The following is a 21,105-nucleotide window of genomic DNA, read 5'->3' on the forward strand; positions in this document are numbered from 1 at the left end:
TTTTAACTCTGTGAAGATACAATACGCTGTATACGATCCAGCGCACCAGGATCTACTTGCTCAATAGCTGCAGATGCCTGTTTTAATGCTTCTTTGTATTCGTAATGACGAAACGCTTCTTCTGCTTCTTCTAAAGACTGTGCAATCGAGTGATGAGTACTTCTATAACGGTTACCGTATTGAATCACTCTTTCAACGAGTCGCGCCTCTTCTAACATTGCCTCTGTTTCATCAAATGTATCCTGGACAAAACCAACAGCATCTTCAAGTAAAGATTGAACAGCTTGAATATTAAGCGGTTTTTCTTTCAGCTTAGCGGTTACTTCATTTAAGATATGAACCGTTTTTTCAAGCTGCACTTTGTATTCTTCAGGAACACCGGGAAGGTTGCTTTTTTGAATAAGGCGTCTTGCTTCAATCAACTGAGATTTCAGTTCTTCTATTTTGTCCTTAGCCGAGAGCTCATCTTTGCGAAGAGCTTGTAGCATATCGCTATAGGATTCCTGAGATTCTTTTAATTGGTTAAGCTGTTTGGAAACGTCTTCGAGTTCTTCTTGGATCACACTGTAGGCTAAATTGTGCTCCGCCACCTTGTCCGAAATATTATAGTACAAGTTAGTCAATCGTTTTAGTTCGCGGTCCATTTTATAATATACGTCTAAATCGCGCTCTTTAAAATGATAGCTTTGCTGTACAAATAGCGTTTCTTCACGAAGTTCACGGTTTCGTTCTTGAAGCATACGAAGGAAGTTAGATACCGTATGAGATTCACGGTTCATTTTATGATAGGAGAAAACCTCATGCTCAAGTGAGTCATATAACTGCTCTAAGCGTTCGTTCACATCATCTAGTTTTGTAATCGCTTCTTCCACATATAATTCTTCAATATCTGCAATAATTTCAGCAGTTTCTTGTTTTAAAAGCTCTACCGTTTCTTCTACTTGCAGATGATCTAACACATATCCCTGCTCACTCATTTCGCGGAACCCGTCAAGCAGTTCATTGAACTGAACAGGAAGAGTGGTCTGACACTCAACTAACACTTTTGGAATTTGTTCTAAATACGAATCAATAGCTGTTAAATCAGTTTTTAATTGAAGAACAATCTCACGTGCTTGAAGATAGTTTCCGTTAATCGTCTCTTCCTCGTATTTTTTAAACTGCTCTTTAGATGTATTAATTGCGTATTCTAACGTTTTTTCAGCATTTCCATAGGAATACCGATGTGCGAGCAATTTTTTCTTCACGTGGCGGTGAAGCTGATTTAATTCCTCAATATCATATCGATTATCTTGTTCGCTACCAATTAAATTTTGAAGTTCAGTAAGTATGTTTTCAATATCTATCTTGGTTTGTTCTAAGGCTTGATCAATATGTATAGATAACTGCTTCGCTTTTTTAAACCGGTATTTATCTGCTGCTTCTTCCGTTTCAAACAGTTCTTTATCAATTTTCGGGAGATTAGTTGATATAATTTCATCCCACTGCTCACGCCAACGTTCAAATAGCTCTTCAGTTTGACCTGTCATGTTCAATTCTTTTACTTTTGAAATTTCCTCTGCAACTGGCGTATTTGCTAATTCGACTTTGATCGTTTCCAGGCGATCAATTTCTTGATAAATCTTTTTACGTGAAAACATTCCGTACACAACTAATCCGATAATAAGTATGATTAGTGCTATAATGAATTCCATACTAAGCCCCCTTACAGTGCGTTCTACATGACAAGTTTCTTATTTATAAAAAGGGTGAATTTAATCCTTTAAATTTTTTTGCGTCAATGTTTTTATGATACCATGTAAAGTCCAACTTTTGAGCAAAAAATTAAATTTTTTTATACAAAATATTGGCATGGAGTCACTTTGTGTCGTTACAATGGAAAAAGAAGAAAAAAGGAGGCATTTTTTATGAAAGTTGACAAACATATTCATACTCCATTTTGCCCACACGGTTCACCTGATTCATTGCAACAATATGTTGAACAGGCGATTTCCCTGAACTTTGGCGAGATTTCGTTTACAGAGCATGCTCCATTACCAAAAAGCTTCAGTGATCCGACGCCTGATCGCGACAGCGGAATGGATCCTGACAAACTTGATCGCTACATTCAAAACGTACAGCAAGTTAAAAAAGAATTTGAGCGCGATATTCGTATCAATGTCGGATTGGAAGTTGACTTTATTGAAGGATTTGAACAAGAAACAACAGATTTCTTAAACGAGTATGGTCCTTGTCTCGATGACAGCATCCTTTCTGTCCATTTCTTAAAACATGAAGAAGGATATGACTGCCTAGATTTTAGCGCTGACGTATTTGCACATATTGTACAGAAGTTTGGCAGCGTAAGCAAAGTATATGATAAGTATTACAACACGGTATTACGCTCTGTACAGGCCAATTTAGGCGTTTATAAGCCTAAGCGCATTGGTCATATGACACTCATACATAAATTTCAAGCTCAATTTCCATATGAAGACACACTTTCCCCTATTATTTTATCAATACTCGATGAAATAAAAATGAAAGATCTGGCTTTGGATTATAATGGTGCAGGATTGTTTAAGCCTTTGTGCAAGGAAGCGTATCCAGCTCCCTTTGTCGTAAAAGCAGCCCAACAGAAAAAAATCCCTCTCGTATATGGGTCAGACGCCCACTGTGCGAAGGATTTAGGCCAAGGCTATAGAGAGCTTCATTTAAGATAATTGAACGCGAAGTTTGTTTGTCCGTTCATATGGCAAACATACCGTTGTGTGCACCCATCGCTCAAGCTCAATCGCATATTGCTGAACAAAATACGGTTCGTGAGGCAATATATGAAGAACTTCACTTAGGTACTGAGGATGAAGATAAGGCATAGACAGCATGCCCTTAAGCTCAATGATTGTAAAGGAAACGTGCAGCTTTCGAAACTCCTTTTCTTTCATCCCTCTTTCAAGGATTGTTTTTAAGTAGTATTTTTCCTTGGTTAAATACGTAGTCATAACTTCTCGAATTAAAATCGTGTCAAGAGAGATTTCTCTATATACGAGCCGGGCAATATGCCTATTTTCGTGCTGGTAATGTAAGATAGCTCGAATCATTACGATCATACTTTCTGTTGAAGACAGCTTTTTCATTTCTTGAAATGCTTGCTCCAACACCCCAATATAACCTTCAAAATAAGAAATCACTAAACTTTCAAGCAATCCTTCTTTGCTATGAAAATAATATGAAATATTCGCTACGTTCACTTTCGCTTTTCCTGCAATCTCGCGCACCGACGTACCATCAAAACCTTTTACGTTAAAAAGAGAAACGGCCGCATCAATAATTTTCTCTTTCGTTTTTGACTGTACAGCCATCTATCTACACCTCATTTCGATTTATTTTTACAAAACACATATGATTGCAAAATTGTGTAGAAATCGTTACAGTATTTAAAAAGGATTTTAGTAGCCTCTCTACATAATTCGTGATAGGCTTTTTAGTTCCTGTAATCTTTTATCGACAAAGTAGCGTTAAAACTGACGTTTCCTGATAAAAATTCATTAAATCTTATGTTGAATGGAGGAGAATACATTGTTTAATGTCGAAAACTACAGCGGCTCAAAACAAAAGGATTATGAATTAGTAATTAAGCAATTACGCGCCTTATTAGAAGGAGAAAGCAATACGATTGCTAATCTAGCAAATGCTTCAGCTTTGCTAAATCAATTTTTAAATGAAGTAAACTGGGTAGGTTTTTATTTAATGGAAGACGGGGAGTTAGTGCTTGGACCTTTCCAGGGACTGCCGGCTTGCGTTCGTATTCCACTTGGAAAAGGCGTATGCGGTACAGCAGCTCAAAATCAAAAAACAGAGCGAATTGAAGATGTTCACGCCTTCCCTGGCCACATTGCATGTGATGCCGCTTCTCAATCTGAAATCGTTGTACCAATTGTAAAAGACGGTCAGCTTTTAGGTGTTCTTGATATTGACAGTCCAATCAAAAATCGCTTTGATGAAATCGATCAACAGTATCTTGAAGAATTCGTCAAAGAACTCACTTCTTTTCTTTAAATATGAATAAGCAAAAAAACCGCTGCAAATCAGCGGTTTTTGCTTATTAAACAAACGTTTGATTAGCCATCACCACCGTTTTCTTACGTTCTTTCTTCTCTTTTCATACTTCAAATGAATATATCCTTTCTTTTATAATCTTTTAATCTTCAATCTTCCTTGACTTTATACGAGGAAACACCTATAATACTCGTTGTGTGAAATATTGCAGCTTATACAATCTTCTTTATGTTTTTTCATTTTGTTCCTCATTAAAAGGTTGTTTTACAGAAGTAGCAATTCTTTTAAAAAGATGGTGTATCGTGTAACTCTCTGCTGCTAGAGCGATGGTACATGAAAACAAAATGAGCATATCGCTAGAATGTGTCTGTTTTTGTTTTGCATAAAATAAAAACACAAACAAGGAGGAGTCATCATGGCTCGTTATACAGGTCCAAGTTGGAAAATCTCTCGTCGCTTAGGTCTTTCTCTAAGTGGTACAGGTAAAGAATTAGAAAAACGCCCTTACGCTCCAGGTCCACACGGCCCAGGTCAACGTAAGAAAATTTCTGAGTACGGTTTACAATTACAAGAAAAGCAAAAATTACGCCACATGTATGGTGTAACTGAGCGTCAATTCCGTAACTTATTCGTTGCTGCTGGTAAATTAACTGGTAAGCACGGTGAGAACTTCATGATTCTTTTAGAAGCTCGTCTTGATAACTTAGTATACCGTATGGGTCTTGCACGCACTCGTCGTCAAGCTCGTCAATTAGTTAACCACGGTCACGTTTTAGTTGACGGTAAACGCGTTGACATCCCATCTTACCGTGTACAACCTGGTCAAGTGATCGGTGTTCGCGAAAAATCTCGCAACCTTTCAATCGTGAAAGAAGCGCTTGAAGTTAACAACTTCGTACCAGACTACTTAACAGTAGACGCTGAGAAATTAGAAGGTACATTCACTCGCTTACCTGAGCGTTCTGAATTATCTGCTGAAATCAACGAAGCACTAATCGTAGAGTTCTACTCTCGTTAATAGTAAAAAGCCGTTCCCTATGGAGCGGCTTTTTTACTGTCTTTATACAAAAAAAGGCCTTTCGGCCTTTTTTTATGCGTATTGAATAAGCGTATATTTTTTCTTGCCTCGACGAATTACTGTAAATTGACCTTCAATACGGTCTTCTGCTCCTACTGTTTTTTGCAAATCCTGCTCACGCTCACCGTTTAAGTAAATCGCACCGTTTGAAATATCTTCACGCGCTTGACGTTTAGAAGGAGAGATTTTACTTTCTACAAGTAAATCGATTAAACCAATATCTTCACCTGTATGCGTGTAAGAAGGAACATCCTTGAATCCTTGCTTAATTTCTTCTGCTGTTAACTCTGAAATACTTCCGTTAAATAAAGCTTGCGAAATACGAATGGCTTGCTCAAGAGCTTCTTCACCGTGTACAAGCGTAGTCATCGCCGCTGCTAGTGCTTTTTGTGCTTCGCGTTTTTCAGGCGCTTCTTTTGCAGATGCTGCTAATTCATTAATTTCTTCATGTGATAAGAATGTAAAGTATTTTAAATATTTTATAACATCACGATCATCTGTATTAATCCAGAACTGGTAGAATTCATACGGACTTGTTTTTTCAGCGTCTAACCAAATTGCTCCGCCTTCTGTTTTACCGAACTTCGTGCCGTCTGCTTTTGTTACAAGTGGAACTGTTAATCCAAATGCTTTTGCATCTTCTTCTGATTTACGAATTAATTCTAAGCCAGCTGTAATATTTCCCCATTGGTCGCTGCCGCCAATTTGAAGCTTACAGTTATACGTTTGGTATAAGTTCAAGAAATCATATGATTGTAAAATCATGTAGCTGAATTCCGTAAATGAGATGCCTGATTCGATACGAGATTGAACAGAATCCTTTGCCATCATGTAGTTAATACCAAAGTTTTTACCGATATCTCGTAGGAATGTAATAACATCTAACGTGCCAATCCAGTCATAGTTATTCGCAATAACCGCTGCATTTTCACCTTCTTCAAAATCTAAGAAGCGTGAAAGCTGACCTTTAATACGCTCACTAAACATAGCAACCGTTTCTTTTTCATTTAACGTACGCTCTGCTTTTTTACCGCTTGGATCTCCAATAAGACCCGTACCTCCACCAACTAATGCAATCGGTTGGTGTCCAGCTTGTTGAAAGCGACGCAAAATTAAAACAGGAAGCATGTGGCCGATGTGAAGGCTGTCGGCTGTTGGATCGAATCCACAGTACAAACGAACAGACTCTTTACTCAAAAGTTCATTTAAACCTTTTTCATCCGTTTGTTGATTAATGAGCCCTCGAAACTCAAGATCTTGTAAAATATCCATGTTATATTCTCTCCTTTATCTAATTGCTCGTTACAATTTGTTGAACAACATAAAAAACGCCCCTTCTTAAAAAAGAAGGGACGAAAATATCGCGGTACCACCCTATTTGGAAATAAATTATTTCCCACTTAAATGATGTAACGGTCTACCCGTCTTTTGCTACTGTAAGTTCACAAAAGATGCTCAAGGACGTATTTCATATTTGTCTATGTACTGATTTTCAGCAACCATCAGCTCTCTTAAACAGGGAGACAAGTATTACTTCTTCCTATCACTGCAGTTTATTTTATTTAAAAGTTTACACCCCACAATTATGAATGATTTCATTTTAAAATTCAAGTCCAAAAAAAAGTTCAAACAGCTGGCTGTTTGAACTTTATAAAAATCACTTATTTTCCCTACAAAGATTGAAACGTTTACTCCTTAGTCTTCCATCGTCGACAAATCGCCCGTTGGCAAATCTAATTCCCACGCTTTTAAAACGCGACGCATAATTTTACCGCTTCGTGTTTTAGGTAGCTTATCTTTAAACTCGATTTCACGTGGAGCTGCATGAGCAGCTAACCCTTTTTTCACAAATTGACGAATATCTTCAATCAGTTCATCTGAAGATTCATACCCATCTCTAAGTGCGATAAACGCTTTAATAATTTCCCCACGCACAGGATCAGGCTTACCAATGACACCCGCTTCTGCTACAGCAGGGTGTTCAACAAGCTTACTTTCTACTTCAAATGGACCAACTCGTTCTCCTGCGGTCATAATAACGTCATCAATTCGGCCTTGGAACCAAAAATAACCGTCTTCATCCATATACGCGGAATCACCTGATACGTACCAGTCGCCTGGCATAAAGTATGACTCATACTTTTCCTTGTTGTTCCAAATTGCATGCATCATAGATGGCCAGCCTTTTTTAATTGCTAAGTTACCCATTCGATAAGGTGGAAGCTCTTGTCCTTGATCGTCAACGATTGCTGCTTGTACACCCGGAATAGGTTTTCCCATAGATCCTGGTTTAATTTTCATAGACGGGTAATTACAAATCGTCTGACCTCCAGTTTCAGTCATCCACCACGTGTCATGAATACGTTTTTGGAAAACCTTCATTCCCCAGCGTACCACTTCAGGATTTAATGGTTCTCCCACGCTTAATACATGTCTAAGGCTGCTTAAATCATAGCGTTTAACTAAGTCATCGCCAGCACCCATTAGCATACGAAATGCTGTAGGCGCACTGTACCAAACCGTTACGCCAAAATCTTCAAGTGCTTGATACCATGCATCTGGACTAAAGCGTCCTCCTACAATCACATTTGTTGCTCCAGCAAGCCAAGGACCAAAAATTCCGTAGGAAGTTCCCGTTACCCAACCCGGATCTGCTGTACACCAATACACATCGTCATCTTTTAAGTCGAGCACCCACTTAGCAGTTTGATAATGCTGAAGCATTGCATTATGAACGTGAAGCACCCCTTTTGGTTTTCCAGTTGAACCTGATGTATAATGAAGCAGCATACCATCTGTTCTATCTACCCACTCAATCTCCACCTCTTTATTCGCCGCTTCTAATCGCTTCAGAAAATCTAGTTGAATGCCTTCTTCTGCTACATTTTCCCCTACAAGGAGAATGTGTTTTAAAGCTGGCAAATCCTTCACCGGAACGCGGCTCAGCAGTTCAGGCGTTGTAATTAACACTTTTGCATCACTGTCTTGCAAACGATCTTTTACTGCACCTTCCATGAATGCTTCAAACAAAGGCCCAACAATAGCGCCAAGCTTCACCGCCCCTAACAATGCAAAATAAAGTTCCGGAGAGCGAGGCATAAAGATAAACACACGATCTCCCTTCTCTACGTCTGCTTGTTTTAGCACGTTTGCGGCTTTGTTTGACCATTCTTTCATTTCTTTGAATGTATATTTTTCATTGCGCTGCGCATCTCGATAATAAAGCGCAACTTTATTTTTACGCGTAGAGTTTGCGTGCTTATCAATTGCTTCATAAGCTGCATTTAATTTACCTGTTTCATGCCATGAAAATTCCTTCTCCACTTGTGACCAGTCAAAGGTTTGATACGTTTTATCGTAGTCCTGTAAGTTGTATACCCCTTCAATTACAGGAAGCGCTTCCACCTTCATCACAAACTCCCCCTTATGTATAAAATTTACAAACCTATTATATAACAAAAATAGACTTTTCACAATTTTATAAAAATTATTTGTCGGAATTGGGATAATAGTCTCCCTTGTTATATGACAACCTTTGTTATATGACAACCTTTGTTATATAAGTGTCGAATTAACAAGAATCTCTTTTAATTTCCTATTCTATGTTTTTGAAAAAACTCCTTTTCTTTTATTTAATTTTTTGAAAACGCTTTAATGTAGAGTTTTTTTTGTATTATAATACAGATAAGACTGCTTGAAGGTGGTGATTCATGTGAAACATTCCCAAACATACAATATGAAAGAACTAAAAACAGCGGTTGGAGCAATTGTTATTGAAGGACCTGTCTCCTCACAAACCTTGCAACAACTTGATTTTCATGAGCAACTAACGGCCTTTCGTCCACCTGAACAGCAAAAAGAAGCATTGATCGAGATTGCCAACTTGCCTGAAGGTAGAATCATTATTGCTCGTCATCATCATACAATCATTGGTTATGTCACCTTTTTATATCCCGATCCTCTAGAACGATGGTCGGAAGGAAATATGGAGAATTTAATCGAATTAGGAGCTATAGAGGTAGCTGCCCCGTTTCGCAGCTACGCTGTTGGAAAAAACTTGCTTATCGTATCTATGATGGATGATGCAATGGAAGATTATATTGTCATTACGACAGAATACTACTGGCATTGGGATTTAAAAGGAACAGGGCTAAATGTGTGGGATTACCGCAAAATTATGGAGAAAATGATGAATAAAGGCGGACTGACGTGGTTTGCCACAGATGATCCGGAGATTAGCTCCCACCCTGCTAATTGTTTGATGGTAAGAATCGGGAGCAGAGTCCCTCAAGAAAGCATACAAGAATTTGATAGCCTGCGCTTTCGAAATCGCTTTATGTATTGAGCTGACCTTTAAGAAAAGGAGCTGTGTCTGATGATTGTTGAAGAGATGATGAAAACCGATCTCGTTACCTTACCCCCCGACCATACGATTGCTGAAGCTATGAAACTTTTAGATACACATAAGATTAGACATATTCCTATCGTTAATGACCTTCATCACGTAGTTGGCATCATTTCTGATCGAGACGTAAGAGATGCAAGTCCATCTATTTTAGATAATACTTATACATCTGCTCTTCTATCCGAACCCGTGCGGATGATTATGAAAACAGAAGTCATTACAGCTCACCCTCTTGATTTTGTTGAAGAAATTGCAAGCATTTTTTATGAACACCAAATCGGTTGTATTCCCGTCACAAAAAACAAGCGGTTAGTAGGAGTTGTTACCGAAAGAGATCTACTACATACGTTTATTCAGCTTACCGGCACTAATAAGCCAGGTTCACAAATTGAAATAAAAGTAGAAAATAAGGCTGGCGTGCTCGCTGAAGTTACATCCCTCTTTGGTTCAAAGAGAACAAACATCTTAAGCGTACTTGTCTACCCTGATGTAGATGAACGATATAAAATCCTTGTGCTTCGCATTCAAGCTATTAATCCATTGATTAGTATAAATACATTAAAAGAAAACGGCTATGAGGTGCTATGGCCTAAATTACCGGAGATGACGTAATGACTAGTAATGCTGTATTTATTTATTCAGATGATATTCTTTCGTACAAATTCAGCAATAATCATCCGTTTAACCAGCTTCGTGTTCAACTAACATATGAACTGTTACGGGAATTTGGCGCTTTAGGCAATCAAGATATTGTATTACCGCGGATGGCATCTGATGAAGAACTTCAGCTTGTCCATGATACTAGCTATATTCAAGCGGTAAAATTAGCAGGAAGCGGCGAGCTTTCTGTTGAAAAAGCAGCAGATTTTGGTCTTGGAACAGAAGATACACCTATGTTTCCCAACATGCATGAAGCCAGTGCGTTTTTAGTTGGGGGTACACTTACGGCTGTAGATTATGTGATGACTGGAAAAGCTAAGCATGCTCTAAATTTAGGAGGAGGATTGCACCACGGCTTTCGAGGAAAAGCTTCCGGCTTCTGTATTTATAACGATAGCGCGGTAGCCATCAAATATATGCAGCAAAAGTACAACGCGCGCGTCCTCTATGTCGATACAGATGCTCACCATGGTGACGGCGTGCAATGGACATTTTATGACGATCCTTCCGTTTGTACTCTTTCCATTCATGAAACGGGACGCTACTTGTTTCCAGGCACGGGAAACGTTAACGAACGCGGGCACAGTGAAGGCTATGGTTATTCATTTAATGTGCCTGTTGATGCTTATACGGAAGATGAGTCTTGGCTCGACGTTTATAAGACCTCTTTAAAAGAAGTAGCTGCTTTTTTTAAACCAGATGTTATCTTGACACAAAATGGAGCCGATTCTCATTATTACGATCCGCTCACTCATTTATGCGGCACCACGAAAATATACCGTGAGATTCCTAAAATTGCTCATGAAATTGCCCATGAATACTGTCAGGGAAGATGGATTGCGGTTGGCGGAGGAGGTTATGATATTTGGCGGGTTGTTCCTCGGGCTTGGTCATTCATTTGGCTTGAAATGATTGAACGAAAGGCAGAAGGCATGCTTCCTCTATCATGGCTTGAAAAATGGACAAAAGTATCGCCTCACCCCATTTGCACGCAGTGGGATGATGAACCTAATATCTATCAGCCAATTCCAAGAAAACCAGAAATAACAGAAAAAAACGCTCAAACTCTTGAGCGCGCTCTTTATCCTATTCGTTCTCATACATCTCATTCTTAAAAAAAGGCTATACAAACGTATGGCCTTTTTCACTGTGCTTCGGGATCTGAAATAATAATTTCGACGCGTCTATTTTTTTGTAAATTGTCATTAGACGTGTTCGGAACAAGCGGCTTTGTATCTCCGTATCCAAGTGCTTCAAAGCGGTTAGCAGAAAGAGAAAAGTGGTTCGTTAAATAACGTATGACGCCGCTGGCACGCGCTGCCGATAGTTCCCAATTAGATGGATAACGATAGGTGTGAATAGGTCGATTATCGGTATGACCTTCTACTTTAATATCATTTGGAATAGTACTGAATAACCTTCCTAATTCATCCAGGAAAGGGGTACCTTTCTTCAAAATGTCTGCCTGTCCTGTTTCAAACAGCACCTGTTCTTGTAAAATAAGCACAACTCCGCGTTCATCTCGCTTAGCAGTAATAACATTCTGAAGCTTATTTTCCTTCAGGTAATTTTGCACTTTCGCTAAAATGTTATCCAGCTTTTGAGACTGCTGGCTCTTTTCTACAGAAGCTAATGAGCCACCGCTTGTAAGCGAATTGACAACGGTCTGAAACTTTTGATTATCAACGCTAGACATTGAAAATAGTAAAATAAAAAAAACTAATATTAACGTCACCAAATCAGCAAATGTTACCATCCATTTTGGCGACTGTGCCGAATACCTTTTTCTTCTACGCTTCACGAACGTGTTCTCTCTTTTCTTCCAGCTTTCGTTTTTCAACAGGGGCAAATACTTTTAGCTTTGCTTGCACAAAGCGAGACTTTTGCCCCGCCTGCAAGCCGATGACACCTTCAATAATCACTTCTTTAACAAAAAGCTCATGCTCCGTTTTACCAGCTAATTTAGCTGCGATTGGCTGAAAAAACAAGTTTGAAAGCAGCGCCCCGTAGAAAGTCGTTAAAAGAGCAATTGCCATGTTAGGCCCAAGCGATGAAGGGGTATTAAGGCTTTTAAGCATTAGCACTAGCCCAACGAGCGTCCCAATCATTCCCCAAGCGGGGGCATAATCGCCTGCTTTTTCAAACATACTTCGACCTCTCGTATGTCTTTCTTCTACTGCAGCTATTTCAGCTTCAAGCAGCTCTCGAATCATTTCTGGTTCTACTCCATCAATGGCTAGCAAAATACCTTTTTTCACAAATGAATCATCGATTTGTTCAAGCTCTGCTTCTAACGATAGAAGCCCTTCTCGACGCGCTTTTTCCGATAAATGTACAAATGTTCCTACAATTTCTTCTACGTTTATTTCTTTCGATTGAAACGCTTGTTTCCCTACTCTTCCCATATTTTTTAATTGTTTTAACGGAAAGCTCACGCACAGCGTACCAAAAACGCCTCCCAGTACAATTAAAATCGATGGCACATCAATAAAAGCTAAAAAACCGCTCATTCCTCCACTTGAAATAACCCCAAACACAACCATAGAGATACCAATTAGTATCCCTATAGGTGTGAGCATATCAATTTTTTTCATATTCTATCTCCCCGTGTCTGAACTTTGGATTCGTTCTTATTCATTCACAGGTATTATTTTGTTGATTGTCTGAACTCGATGCGGTGAGGAAGCTGTACAATGCTGCTGTCTACCGTTTCTTTGTTCATGTATTTCGTTAAGAGACGCATCGCTACTGCACCAATATCATACATTGGCTGTACAACAGATGTTAACTGAGGACGAACCATTGTTGAAAGTCTTGTGTTATCAAAACCGATAACTTCTAGATCGTTTGGTACATTCAACCCGCGATCTTGTGCCCCGTGAATAACGCCTAATGCCATTTCATCCGTTCCAACGAAAATAGCAGTTGGCTTTTCATCTTCTTCTAATAGTTTTTCAACTGCTTCAATACCTGAATCGTACGTGTAGTCTCCTTCTACAATATAAGAATCGCGTACAGGCAATCCGCTTTCAGTAAGAGCACGCTTGTACCCTTTTACTTTTTTCGCATGATTGATCGGTTCTTCTAGCGTACCTGAAACGAATGCAATATTTTTATGACCGCTGTCAATTAGTGATTGCACTGCATCAAAAGCTGCTTGTTCATAATCAATAGTTACAGATGGGATTTGGTTAGTTGATTCGATTGATGCTGCAAGTACAACTGGAACCGGTGATTTTTTTAACTCTTCTACGTGTTCTTCCGTTACATTCCCACTCATGAAGATGATTCCGTCTACTTGTTTACCAAGCATGTTATTTAAAAGATGAAGTTCTTTATCTTGATTTTGGTCGGAGTTACTTAAGATGATATTATACTTGTACATTGTTGCAATATCTTCGATTCCACGCGCTAACTCTGCATAGAAAATATTTGAAATATCAGGAATGATAACTCCTACTGTCGTTGTTTTTTTACTGGCTAATCCACGCGCTACTGCGTTCGGACGATAGCCTAGTCTTTCAATTGTTTCTAATACTTTTTTTCTAGTTGATGGTTTTACATTTGGATTTCCGTTTACCACACGAGAAACCGTTGCCATTGACACGCTTGCTTCCCTTGCTACATCATAAATTGTTACGTTCACAACAAACACTCCTTATCGAAAAACATTTCGTTTATTTTATCCTTATTTCATTTCTTGTATTTACGTATATAAATCCATCTTCCTTTATAGAATGGCTATTTCTAGCTCCTTCACTCTTACATACAGCTTAGATACCCTGTATGCATCTAAATCATTCCTGTTATGCCCTTATTATTACGTGTGCAAAGACAATTTTACCAGTTTATATGTAACAATGTAAAAGACGGTGTATAGTAAGTAAATAAAAAAAGTGAATCGCGAATTTATATCATATGCACTCACAGAATGATAGCGAATATCTGTAACTACTATACGATACTATGTGCTTCACCGCAACGTATTTACCGCCTTTTTCCGACAAGTTTCACGAGAATTTCATAAATTCTTGTTTTTTGGATTTGCACTTATTCTTTCCTATTTTGACAAAAGTTATCGACTGTTTTCAAAATACGTGATAATTTCGCTTATCTTTATTATAACGAAAGGCAAACAAGCTTGAAACCATTAAGTGCCTCAAACTTGTCATAAAAGTATACGAATTTTTCTTTTTTACGTTTTTTTATAAATTTAAGTTACATATAGGTTTTAGCTGCTTCATAAATTCTGTAAATTGCGGAATATCCATTTGCTGAGCTGAGTCAGAAAGTGCTACCGCCGGATCTGGATGAACTTCTGCCATAATTCCATCCGCACCAATGGCAAGAGCCGCTTTAGCCGTTGGAACAAGCAAATCTCGTCTTCCTGTTGAATGCGTGACGTCGACTAAAACAGGTAAATGAGTTTCTTGTTTTAAAATGGGAACGGCTGAAATATCCAGCGTATTTCGCGTTGCTCGCTCATACGTACGAATTCCTCGTTCACACAAAATCAGCTGATCATTTCCTTTTGATACAATGTATTCAGCAGCATTAATAAACTCATCAATCGTAGCGGCTAAGCCCCGCTTTAATAAGACAGGCTTCTTCACCGCACCCGCTTCTTTTAACAGCTCAAAATTTTGCATATTACGAGCACCAATTTGAATCACATCTACGTATTCTACAGCTGTTTCAATATCAGCGGGGTCGACAATTTCACTAATAACGGCTAAATCATATTCGTCAGCTACTCTTTTTAAAATTTGTAGTCCTTCTAAGCCAAGGCCTTGAAAATCATAAGGAGATGTTCTTGGCTTGTAGGCTCCGCCTCTAAGCATCCCCACACCCTGCTGCTTTACGGCTTTTGCTACGGCTGCTACTTGCTCATAGCTTTCAACGGAACAAGGTCCTGCTACAAAACGCTGAAGTCCGTCACCAATTGTTTCTCCTTTTACCGTAACGATTGTATTTTCCGGCTTCTTTTTACGGGATACAAGAAGTGCTTTACGATGATCATCTTCTTGAAGCTCTAAATGAGCTTTGAAAATCTCTTTGAAAATATGTTGAAGCGTAGATGTTTGAAACGGTCCTTCATTCTTGCTTAAAATCGCATCAAGCATTGCTCGTTCACGAACAGGGTCAAACCGTTTGGTTGACTGCATTCCTTTTAACTTTCCTATTTCTTGAACAAGCTCGCCTCGCTCATTAATAAGCTTTAACAGTTTCATATTTACTTCGTCAATTTGAGATCGCAAATGCTGAAGATCTGAATTCGTCATGTACGTCCACCCTTTCACTGATTTTAAAAAATCCGTTTAGCAGGGTTACTACATAAGATGATAGGTGATGGAGGATATATGTAAGGGGCTTCTCTGCTTTTATGTGCTAAACTACATCTATTGTACGAAAAAGTGGATGAAACCGCAATCAGCTTACAAAAAAAACCGAACGATTAATCGTTCGGATCTTCCTTCATCTAAACTGCTTTTGTCCCAGCCTCTTTCAATTAATGAGCTACATTTTTCGCTAATTCTTCTTCGTTAATGTTCCAGTGAGAAGCGTGCCACTTCACTTTTCCATCTTCAAACAGAAGCGCTTGAGGTGATTCATGCTTCACTTCATACGTTTCAGCAATATAGTTGGATACGTCTCGTGAATCTTGCACATGAAGATAATAAGAAGGAATGTCTTCATGACTAGAAGCAAACGCTGAAAATGCCTCATGACCAGCTGCACTAATTGGACACGTCGTGCTGTGCTTTAAAAATAAAAAGCGATGGTTTTCCTTAATAACTTGTTCGAACTCTTCAACTGTTGAAATCTTTTTCATTTTTTTCACCCTTTCTGTACTTACTCTTAAGTTTACATGGTTTGACCGTTTCCATACAAAAAGAGTGCTCAGCTTTATGTATAATGCTAATGAATTTATTTATAAGGTGAAGTTATTTTCAGCATAGAAAGAAAAGAACTTGTTAAATTAAAATCCCTCTGATGAAACTAACATTTACTTGCCGTTACCCAACCTAAATTACATACAAAAAAAGCGTTCACCCTATAGGGTAAACGCTTTTGATTCTTTATTATGGTCGTGGCACTGTGCTTTCCACTTCATCTAATGCTTTTTGAGCTTCTGTTAGCTTCTGTTGAACGTCTTCGTTGCTTTGAGACTCCACTTCATCAGCAAGCACTTCTAAGCTCGTTGGAGGTAATGCTTCGTGTTCAGGATCTACTTTACGGAAGTTTTTCACTTTGTCCACTACTTGTGAAGATTGCTCAGATAATGTTTGTGATAAACCAGCCGTTTTTTCTTTAGCCGTTTGAGCAAACCCTTGTCCTTTTTCAACAGCGCTGTTTTTCGCTTGCTCTGTTTTTAAACGAACGTAAGCTGCCTGCTCATTTAAATCCGAACGGAACTCTTTACCTGATTTTGGAGCAAGTAATAATGCCGTTGCAGCTCCTACAACTCCTCCAATCACTGTTCCTACTAAAAAGCCTTTATTTGAAGTGTTGTTTGGTTTATTTGGTTTGTTTGACATATGCGTCTCCTCCTTTAAAGTTCATCCTTATGAAAATGAGCGTGAGCGTTGAACCGCTTTTTCTTTTACTTCAACAGGTACGGGCTCCGCGTCAATTTTTTTCTGTTTTCTTAATTTTATACGTTCCCATACGTCTAATGCAACATTGCTCCATTGAACGACTTGAGCAACAGTTTCTTTATTTTCTTCTACTTTCTCTGAAACGCTTGATGATACGCTTTTAATCGACTTATTTAGGTCTTGGATTGAGTCACCTACGCCTTTAACAGAATCCACGACTGTGTTCAGCGCTTCGGATTTACGCTGAATATCTTCAGCTAACAGATTAGTCTTATGTAAAAGTGCAGTTGTTTCAGCTGTGATTCCTGTCATTTGCTTTTCTACACCGTCTAAAGTACCTGCCACTGAATTTAATGTGTGCTGAACGGATTTCAATGTTTTTGACACGGAAACCACCAGGTAAAAAATCGCAATGGCAACAATAGCAGCGCTTAAATAAAGAATAATAACCATCTGTGCAAGGCACCTCCTATTTTCATCTCTCTTGTTATAACTACTTTCCCAATTTTATAAACAATTAAACCTTCTATTCCCTATAGACTCTTTAACTTTACCATATTCTCTCTGCATTTATTCATAAAAAGGGAAGATTGCTACATTATTTCGCGATATATGAGTTATTTCCCTTCCTAAAGAAAAAAAGGATTTTAAAGCATAAAAACAAACAAAATAAGCTCAGTGGGGTACAATAGAAAGTGAATCATCAATCATTGTTATTTTAAGGAGGCACTATTTATGAAAGACCCTAGAATTGCAACATTAGCTAAAAATTTAATTAATTATTCTGTTCGCCTTCAAAAAGGAGAAAAAGTATTAATCGAAAACTTTGGACTTCAGCGCGAGCTTGTGACAGCACTTGTAGATGAAGCGTACAAGGCCGGTGGCTACCCGTTTGTACTGCTAAAAGATCATTCGGTAGACCGAGCTCTTTTAAACGGTGCACAAGAAGAGCAGTACAATATGATGGCAGACTTCGAAGCAAATGTGATGAAAGAAATGGATGCTTATATTGGCTTACGTTCTGGTTCAAACATTTTTGAACAATCAGATGTTCCGGCAGATAAAATGAAAATCCAAGGGAATACGATCGGTAAAAAAGTACATAGAGAAATTCGCGTTCCAAAAACAAAATGGGTCGTTCTTCGCTACCCAAACGATTCAATGGCGCAGCTTGCTAAAATGAGTACAGAAGCATTTGAAGATTTTTATTTCGATGTATGCAACTTAGACTATGGCAAAATGAGCAAAGCGATGGATGCTTTAGTTGAGCTCATGAACCGTACGGACAAAGTGCGTTTAACGGGTGAGAATACAGACTTAACGTTCTCTATTAAAGATATTCCTGCAGTGAAGTGTGCCGGAGAAATGAATATTCCGGACGGTGAAGTATACACGGCTCCTGTACGTGATTCTGTAAACGGAACAATTTCTTACAACACTCCTTCTAACTATCAAGGCTTTACGTTTGAGAATGTATCCTTAACATTTAAAAACGGTAAAATTGTTGAAGCAACCGCTAATGATACAGAACGCATCAACGGCATTTTTGATACAGATGAAGGCGCTCGTTTTGTTGGCGAATTTGCGATTGGCGTAAATCCGTATATTCAACATCCAATGCAAGACATTTTATTTGATGAAAAAATTGACGGAAGCTTCCACTTCACTCCTGGCGAGTGCTACGAAGATGCGTATAACGGAAACAAGTCAAATATTCACTGGGATATGGTGATGATTCAGCGCCCAGAATACGGTGGCGGTGAGATTTATTTCGATGACGTGTTGATTCGTAAAGACGGGCTATTTGTCATTGAAGAATTAAAAGCGTTAAACCCTGAAAATTTAAAATGAGTTTTGAAATAAAAAAAAGGCACTCAGGAGAGTGCCTTTTTTTTATGATACGGTTTGCTGATATAGTTTTTCAAACTTTTGAATGTCTCCAGCACCCATAAATACTAATACAGCTTCATTATGGTCTTTTAACGATTCAATTGTTTCTTCATTAATTAATTCAGCTCCGCTGATTTTGCTTCGTAGATCTTCAATTGATAATTTACCTTGATGCTCACGGGCTGATCCAAAAATGTCACATAGATATACTTTATCAGCGTGCTGTAAGCTTGCTGCAAAGTCCTCTAAGAACGTTTGTGTACGCGTAAACGTATGCGGTTGGAAAACAGCCACAACTTCACGGTTTGGATACTTTTGACGAGCAGCTGAAATCGTTGCATTAATTTCCGTTGGATGGTGTGCATAATCATCGATTAGCACTTGTTTGCCAACGTTCTTTTCGCTGAAACGACGCTTTACACCTTGATATGTTTTAAAACGCTCTTGCAGCACAGCAACGTCAATTTCTTCATAATGACAAAGTGCAATAACGGAAAGTGCATTTAAGATGTTATGATCGCCATACCCTGGAATCTCAAATGATGCGTGGAATGTATTTCGAACGAACACGTCAAATGTTGTGCCTGTTGTGCTTTTTACGATATTACGTGCTTGGAAATCATTTTCTTCGCCTAATCCGTAATAAAGAACAGGTACCTTCGCTTGAATTTGCTGCAGATGTTCATCGTCTCCACAGGCAATAATTCCTTTTTTGACTTGAAGTGCCATCTCTTGGAACGCGCTAAATACATCATCGATATTGGCAAAATAATCAGGGTGATCAAAATCAATATTCGTCATAATTGCATAGTCTGGCGTATAAGATAAGAAGTGGCGGCGATACTCACATGCCTCAAACGCAAAATACTTGCTGTCTTTTACACCTTTACCCGTACCGTCTCCAATTAAATATGAAGTAGGTTCAGCTCCTTGAATCACATGCGCTAACATACCCGTTGTGGATGTTTTTCCGTGTGCTCCTGTTACGGCTACACTCGTATACTGTTTCATAAAGTCACCTAAGAAACGGTGATAGCGTACAAGCTTGACTCCTTCTTTTGAAGCTGCTTCTGCAATTTCTTCATGCGTATCAGGAAAAGCATTTCCTGCAATTACAGTCATGCCGTCTTTAATATTATTTTTATCAAATGGTAAAACAGGAATTCCCTGCTGTTCTAGTGCTTTTTGCGTAAAAATTTCTTTTTCAATATCCGATCCTTGAACTTGAAAGCCCATATCGTTTAGGATTTGCGCAAGCGCACTCATTCCTGTTCCTTTAATACCTACAAAATGGTAAACTGTCATATAAAGAACCTCCAACATTCGTCTATCTGTAAGACAGTATATGACGGTTATCTAGAATTGCTCTTACAAACGTATATAAATGTCGTTTGATTGCTGATTTCACGATAACATTCGTACATTATATCACTTCTTATAACATAACTCCATGACTCCATTTCTACTCTCTTCCCTTGCGAAACGGCCTTTTATTTTGGCTTCATCACATAGTATATAGCCTGCTGTTTTAAAAACGATCGCCATGTCATTGCATTTTTTTTGTCATTATATTGGGTTACTAATTGTTCAATGCGTTGTTTATGTCCTAAAAAGAAAGAGTCAATTAACACGTCATATCCGATTGATTTTATTTTTCGAATCCAAATTACTTGTTGTTCCTCTAAATTTGCAAATCTTCCTCTTACATCTTTGATGATAACCTGCTCATTTGTCAATGGGGTATATCCTTTTAAGAAAAACGAATTAGGTACTTTAGACACAATAATTGGCTCTAGTACACTCGTCAAAAAAAAGGCTCCTTGAATTAAAAACGACTCTGTTTTCTGCTTCGCCTGATCAGCTAAAAACAGCTGCAGCAGGGTTTTCCCCTGAATGGTTACATATTCAAATGCAAACCACTGAAAAAATAATTGTTCATGGGAATCAGATAGAGCCGCCTCATGAGGCAAGTTTACTAACTCTTTAAATAGATGTGAAGCCCGCACTTTTTCTCGTATATTCGTATAGCGGTTCACAAAAAAGAAATATTGATTGTAAAAGTCGCAAATAGCATTATCAGACTGAAGCTGCTTTTGTTCACGAATTTCATTAAAGTTAATCAGTTCATGATTTTCTTCTGTCATTACTCTTCACTCGTACTCTAATTATTTTGGTTTGTCCTCTTTAAACGCCTTCAGCTCATATGTTTCAGCTGGTGAGAAATGATAGCAAACTATCACATGCTAAAAAAGCAAAACACACATTATCCTTACATATAGTAAATCATTTTACTAGTTCTGACAAACCTTTTCCTTTTTTTCCTGATGGATTTCTTCCAAAATCCCTACTCAAATTCTGTATAAACGAACTTAAAGCAGGAAAAAAAGAGGCGGCGGATACAGTGACAGAGCGTTAGCTCACATAAAGCTGTATCC

General features: G+C 38.4%; 20 protein-coding genes and 1 other annotated feature. Of the genes, 7 read left to right on the top strand and 13 right to left on the bottom strand.

The window, feature by feature from the left end; genetic code table 11:
• Window positions 1-2 precede the first annotated feature (2 nt).
• Window positions 3-1,694 carry a septation ring formation regulator EzrA gene (gene ezrA / locus LJY09_RS23790; RefSeq protein WP_013059480.1) on the bottom strand — a complete coding sequence of 564 codons (1,692 nt, stop codon included), beginning with the start codon at window positions 1,692-1,694 and terminating at the stop codon, window positions 3-5.
• A 213-nt stretch (window positions 1,695-1,907) separates the two neighbouring features.
• Between ezrA and hisJ the strand changes: the two genes are divergently transcribed.
• A complete protein-coding gene (gene hisJ, locus LJY09_RS23795) occupies window positions 1,908-2,702 on the top strand; it encodes a histidinol-phosphatase HisJ (RefSeq protein ID WP_014458013.1) in 795 nt (264 codons plus the stop codon).
• On the opposite strand, the gene refZ is transcribed toward hisJ, so the two are convergent.
• Window positions 2,694-3,341, bottom strand: a complete 648-nt coding sequence (gene refZ, locus LJY09_RS23800; RefSeq protein ID WP_014458012.1) for a forespore capture DNA-binding protein RefZ — start codon at window positions 3,339-3,341, stop codon at window positions 2,694-2,696. The genes hisJ and refZ overlap by 9 nt on opposite strands.
• Before the next feature lie 217 nt (window positions 3,342-3,558).
• Between refZ and LJY09_RS23805 the strand changes: the two genes are divergently transcribed.
• Complete coding sequence (locus LJY09_RS23805) at window positions 3,559-4,038, top strand: GAF domain-containing protein (protein ID WP_014458011.1); 480 nt, start codon at window positions 3,559-3,561, stop codon at window positions 4,036-4,038.
• Between the two features lie 415 nt (window positions 4,039-4,453).
• Window positions 4,454-5,056, top strand: a complete 603-nt coding sequence (gene rpsD / locus LJY09_RS23810) for a 30S ribosomal protein S4 (RefSeq protein ID WP_013059485.1) — start codon at window positions 4,454-4,456, stop codon at window positions 5,054-5,056.
• A gap of 72 nt (window positions 5,057-5,128) precedes the next feature.
• Here the strand turns inward: rpsD and tyrS are convergent, their stop codons facing one another.
• Both tyrS and acsA read right to left on the bottom strand, forming a co-directional pair.
• Window positions 5,129-6,388: a tyrosine--tRNA ligase gene (gene tyrS, locus LJY09_RS23815; RefSeq protein WP_028411808.1), complete on the bottom strand. Its 1,260-nt coding sequence runs from the start codon at window positions 6,386-6,388 to the stop codon at window positions 5,129-5,131.
• Window positions 6,389-6,461: 73 nt separating this feature from the next.
• Window positions 6,462-6,672 (bottom strand) — a binding site (T-box leader).
• Between the two features lie 139 nt (window positions 6,673-6,811).
• Entirely contained in the window at window positions 6,812-8,527 is a 1,716-nt protein-coding gene (gene acsA / locus LJY09_RS23820; RefSeq protein ID WP_028411809.1) for an acetate--CoA ligase, read from the bottom strand.
• A 301-nt stretch (window positions 8,528-8,828) separates the two neighbouring features.
• Here acsA and LJY09_RS23825 point away from each other — a divergent pair, with 301 nt between their 5' ends.
• Genes LJY09_RS23825 through LJY09_RS23835 form a run of 3 tightly spaced genes read left to right on the top strand, consistent with a single transcriptional unit; the run spans window position 8,829 to window position 11,296 of the window.
• A complete protein-coding gene (locus LJY09_RS23825; protein WP_028411810.1) occupies window positions 8,829-9,461 on the top strand; it encodes a hypothetical protein in 633 nt (210 codons plus the stop codon).
• A gap of 30 nt (window positions 9,462-9,491) precedes the next feature.
• Entirely contained in the window at window positions 9,492-10,133 is a 642-nt protein-coding gene (locus LJY09_RS23830) for an acetoin utilization AcuB family protein (protein WP_228307446.1), read from the top strand.
• Window positions 10,133-11,296, top strand: a complete 1,164-nt coding sequence (locus LJY09_RS23835) for an acetoin utilization protein AcuC (RefSeq protein WP_028411812.1) — start codon at window positions 10,133-10,135, stop codon at window positions 11,294-11,296. Before LJY09_RS23830 ends, LJY09_RS23835 begins: the two co-directional genes overlap by 1 nt.
• 29 nt (window positions 11,297-11,325) lie before the next feature.
• Here the strand turns inward: LJY09_RS23835 and motS are convergent, their stop codons facing one another.
• The 7 genes from motS to LJY09_RS23870 form a co-directional block, all read right to left on the bottom strand.
• Window positions 11,326-11,982, bottom strand: coding sequence for a flagellar motor protein MotS (gene motS, locus LJY09_RS23840; protein WP_028411813.1), 657 nt, complete (start codon window positions 11,980-11,982; stop codon window positions 11,326-11,328).
• The gene (motP, locus tag LJY09_RS23845) at window positions 11,972-12,775 is read right to left on the bottom strand and encodes a flagellar motor protein MotP (RefSeq protein ID WP_028411814.1); all 804 of its coding nucleotides are present in this window, start codon (window positions 12,773-12,775) and stop codon (window positions 11,972-11,974) included. The genes motS and motP overlap by 11 nt, the downstream gene beginning before the upstream one ends.
• A gap of 53 nt (window positions 12,776-12,828) precedes the next feature.
• Window positions 12,829-13,827, bottom strand: a complete 999-nt coding sequence (ccpA, locus tag LJY09_RS23850) for a catabolite control protein A (protein WP_013059493.1) — start codon at window positions 13,825-13,827, stop codon at window positions 12,829-12,831.
• Window positions 13,828-14,386: 559 nt separating this feature from the next.
• On the bottom strand, window positions 14,387-15,463 hold the full coding sequence (locus tag LJY09_RS23855; RefSeq protein WP_028411815.1) for a bifunctional 3-deoxy-7-phosphoheptulonate synthase/chorismate mutase: 1,077 nt from the start codon (window positions 15,461-15,463) through the stop codon (window positions 14,387-14,389).
• A gap of 227 nt (window positions 15,464-15,690) precedes the next feature.
• The gene (gene ytxJ, locus LJY09_RS23860; RefSeq protein WP_028411816.1) at window positions 15,691-16,014 is read right to left on the bottom strand and encodes a bacillithiol system redox-active protein YtxJ; all 324 of its coding nucleotides are present in this window, start codon (window positions 16,012-16,014) and stop codon (window positions 15,691-15,693) included.
• Window positions 16,015-16,264: 250 nt separating this feature from the next.
• Entirely contained in the window at window positions 16,265-16,720 is a 456-nt protein-coding gene (locus LJY09_RS23865) for a YtxH domain-containing protein (RefSeq protein ID WP_013059496.1), read from the bottom strand.
• A gap of 27 nt (window positions 16,721-16,747) precedes the next feature.
• Complete coding sequence (locus LJY09_RS23870; RefSeq protein WP_028411817.1) at window positions 16,748-17,233, bottom strand: DUF948 domain-containing protein; 486 nt, start codon at window positions 17,231-17,233, stop codon at window positions 16,748-16,750.
• Between the two features lie 282 nt (window positions 17,234-17,515).
• Between LJY09_RS23870 and LJY09_RS23875 the strand changes: the two genes are divergently transcribed.
• Window positions 17,516-18,631, top strand: a complete 1,116-nt coding sequence (locus tag LJY09_RS23875) for an aminopeptidase (protein WP_028411818.1) — start codon at window positions 17,516-17,518, stop codon at window positions 18,629-18,631.
• A 42-nt stretch (window positions 18,632-18,673) separates the two neighbouring features.
• On the opposite strand, the gene murC is transcribed toward LJY09_RS23875, so the two are convergent.
• Together murC and LJY09_RS23885 are read right to left on the bottom strand one after the other, a co-directional pair.
• On the bottom strand, window positions 18,674-19,975 hold the full coding sequence (gene murC, locus LJY09_RS23880; RefSeq protein ID WP_013059499.1) for a UDP-N-acetylmuramate--L-alanine ligase: 1,302 nt from the start codon (window positions 19,973-19,975) through the stop codon (window positions 18,674-18,676).
• A gap of 185 nt (window positions 19,976-20,160) precedes the next feature.
• Window positions 20,161-20,814, bottom strand: a complete 654-nt coding sequence (locus tag LJY09_RS23885) for a hypothetical protein (protein ID WP_028411819.1) — start codon at window positions 20,812-20,814, stop codon at window positions 20,161-20,163.
• Window positions 20,815-21,105: the final 291 nt, after the last annotated feature.

The organism is Priestia sp. J2 (assembly GCF_020790095.1).
Taxonomy (GTDB): domain Bacteria; phylum Bacillota; class Bacilli; order Bacillales; family Bacillaceae_H; genus Priestia; species Priestia zanthoxyli.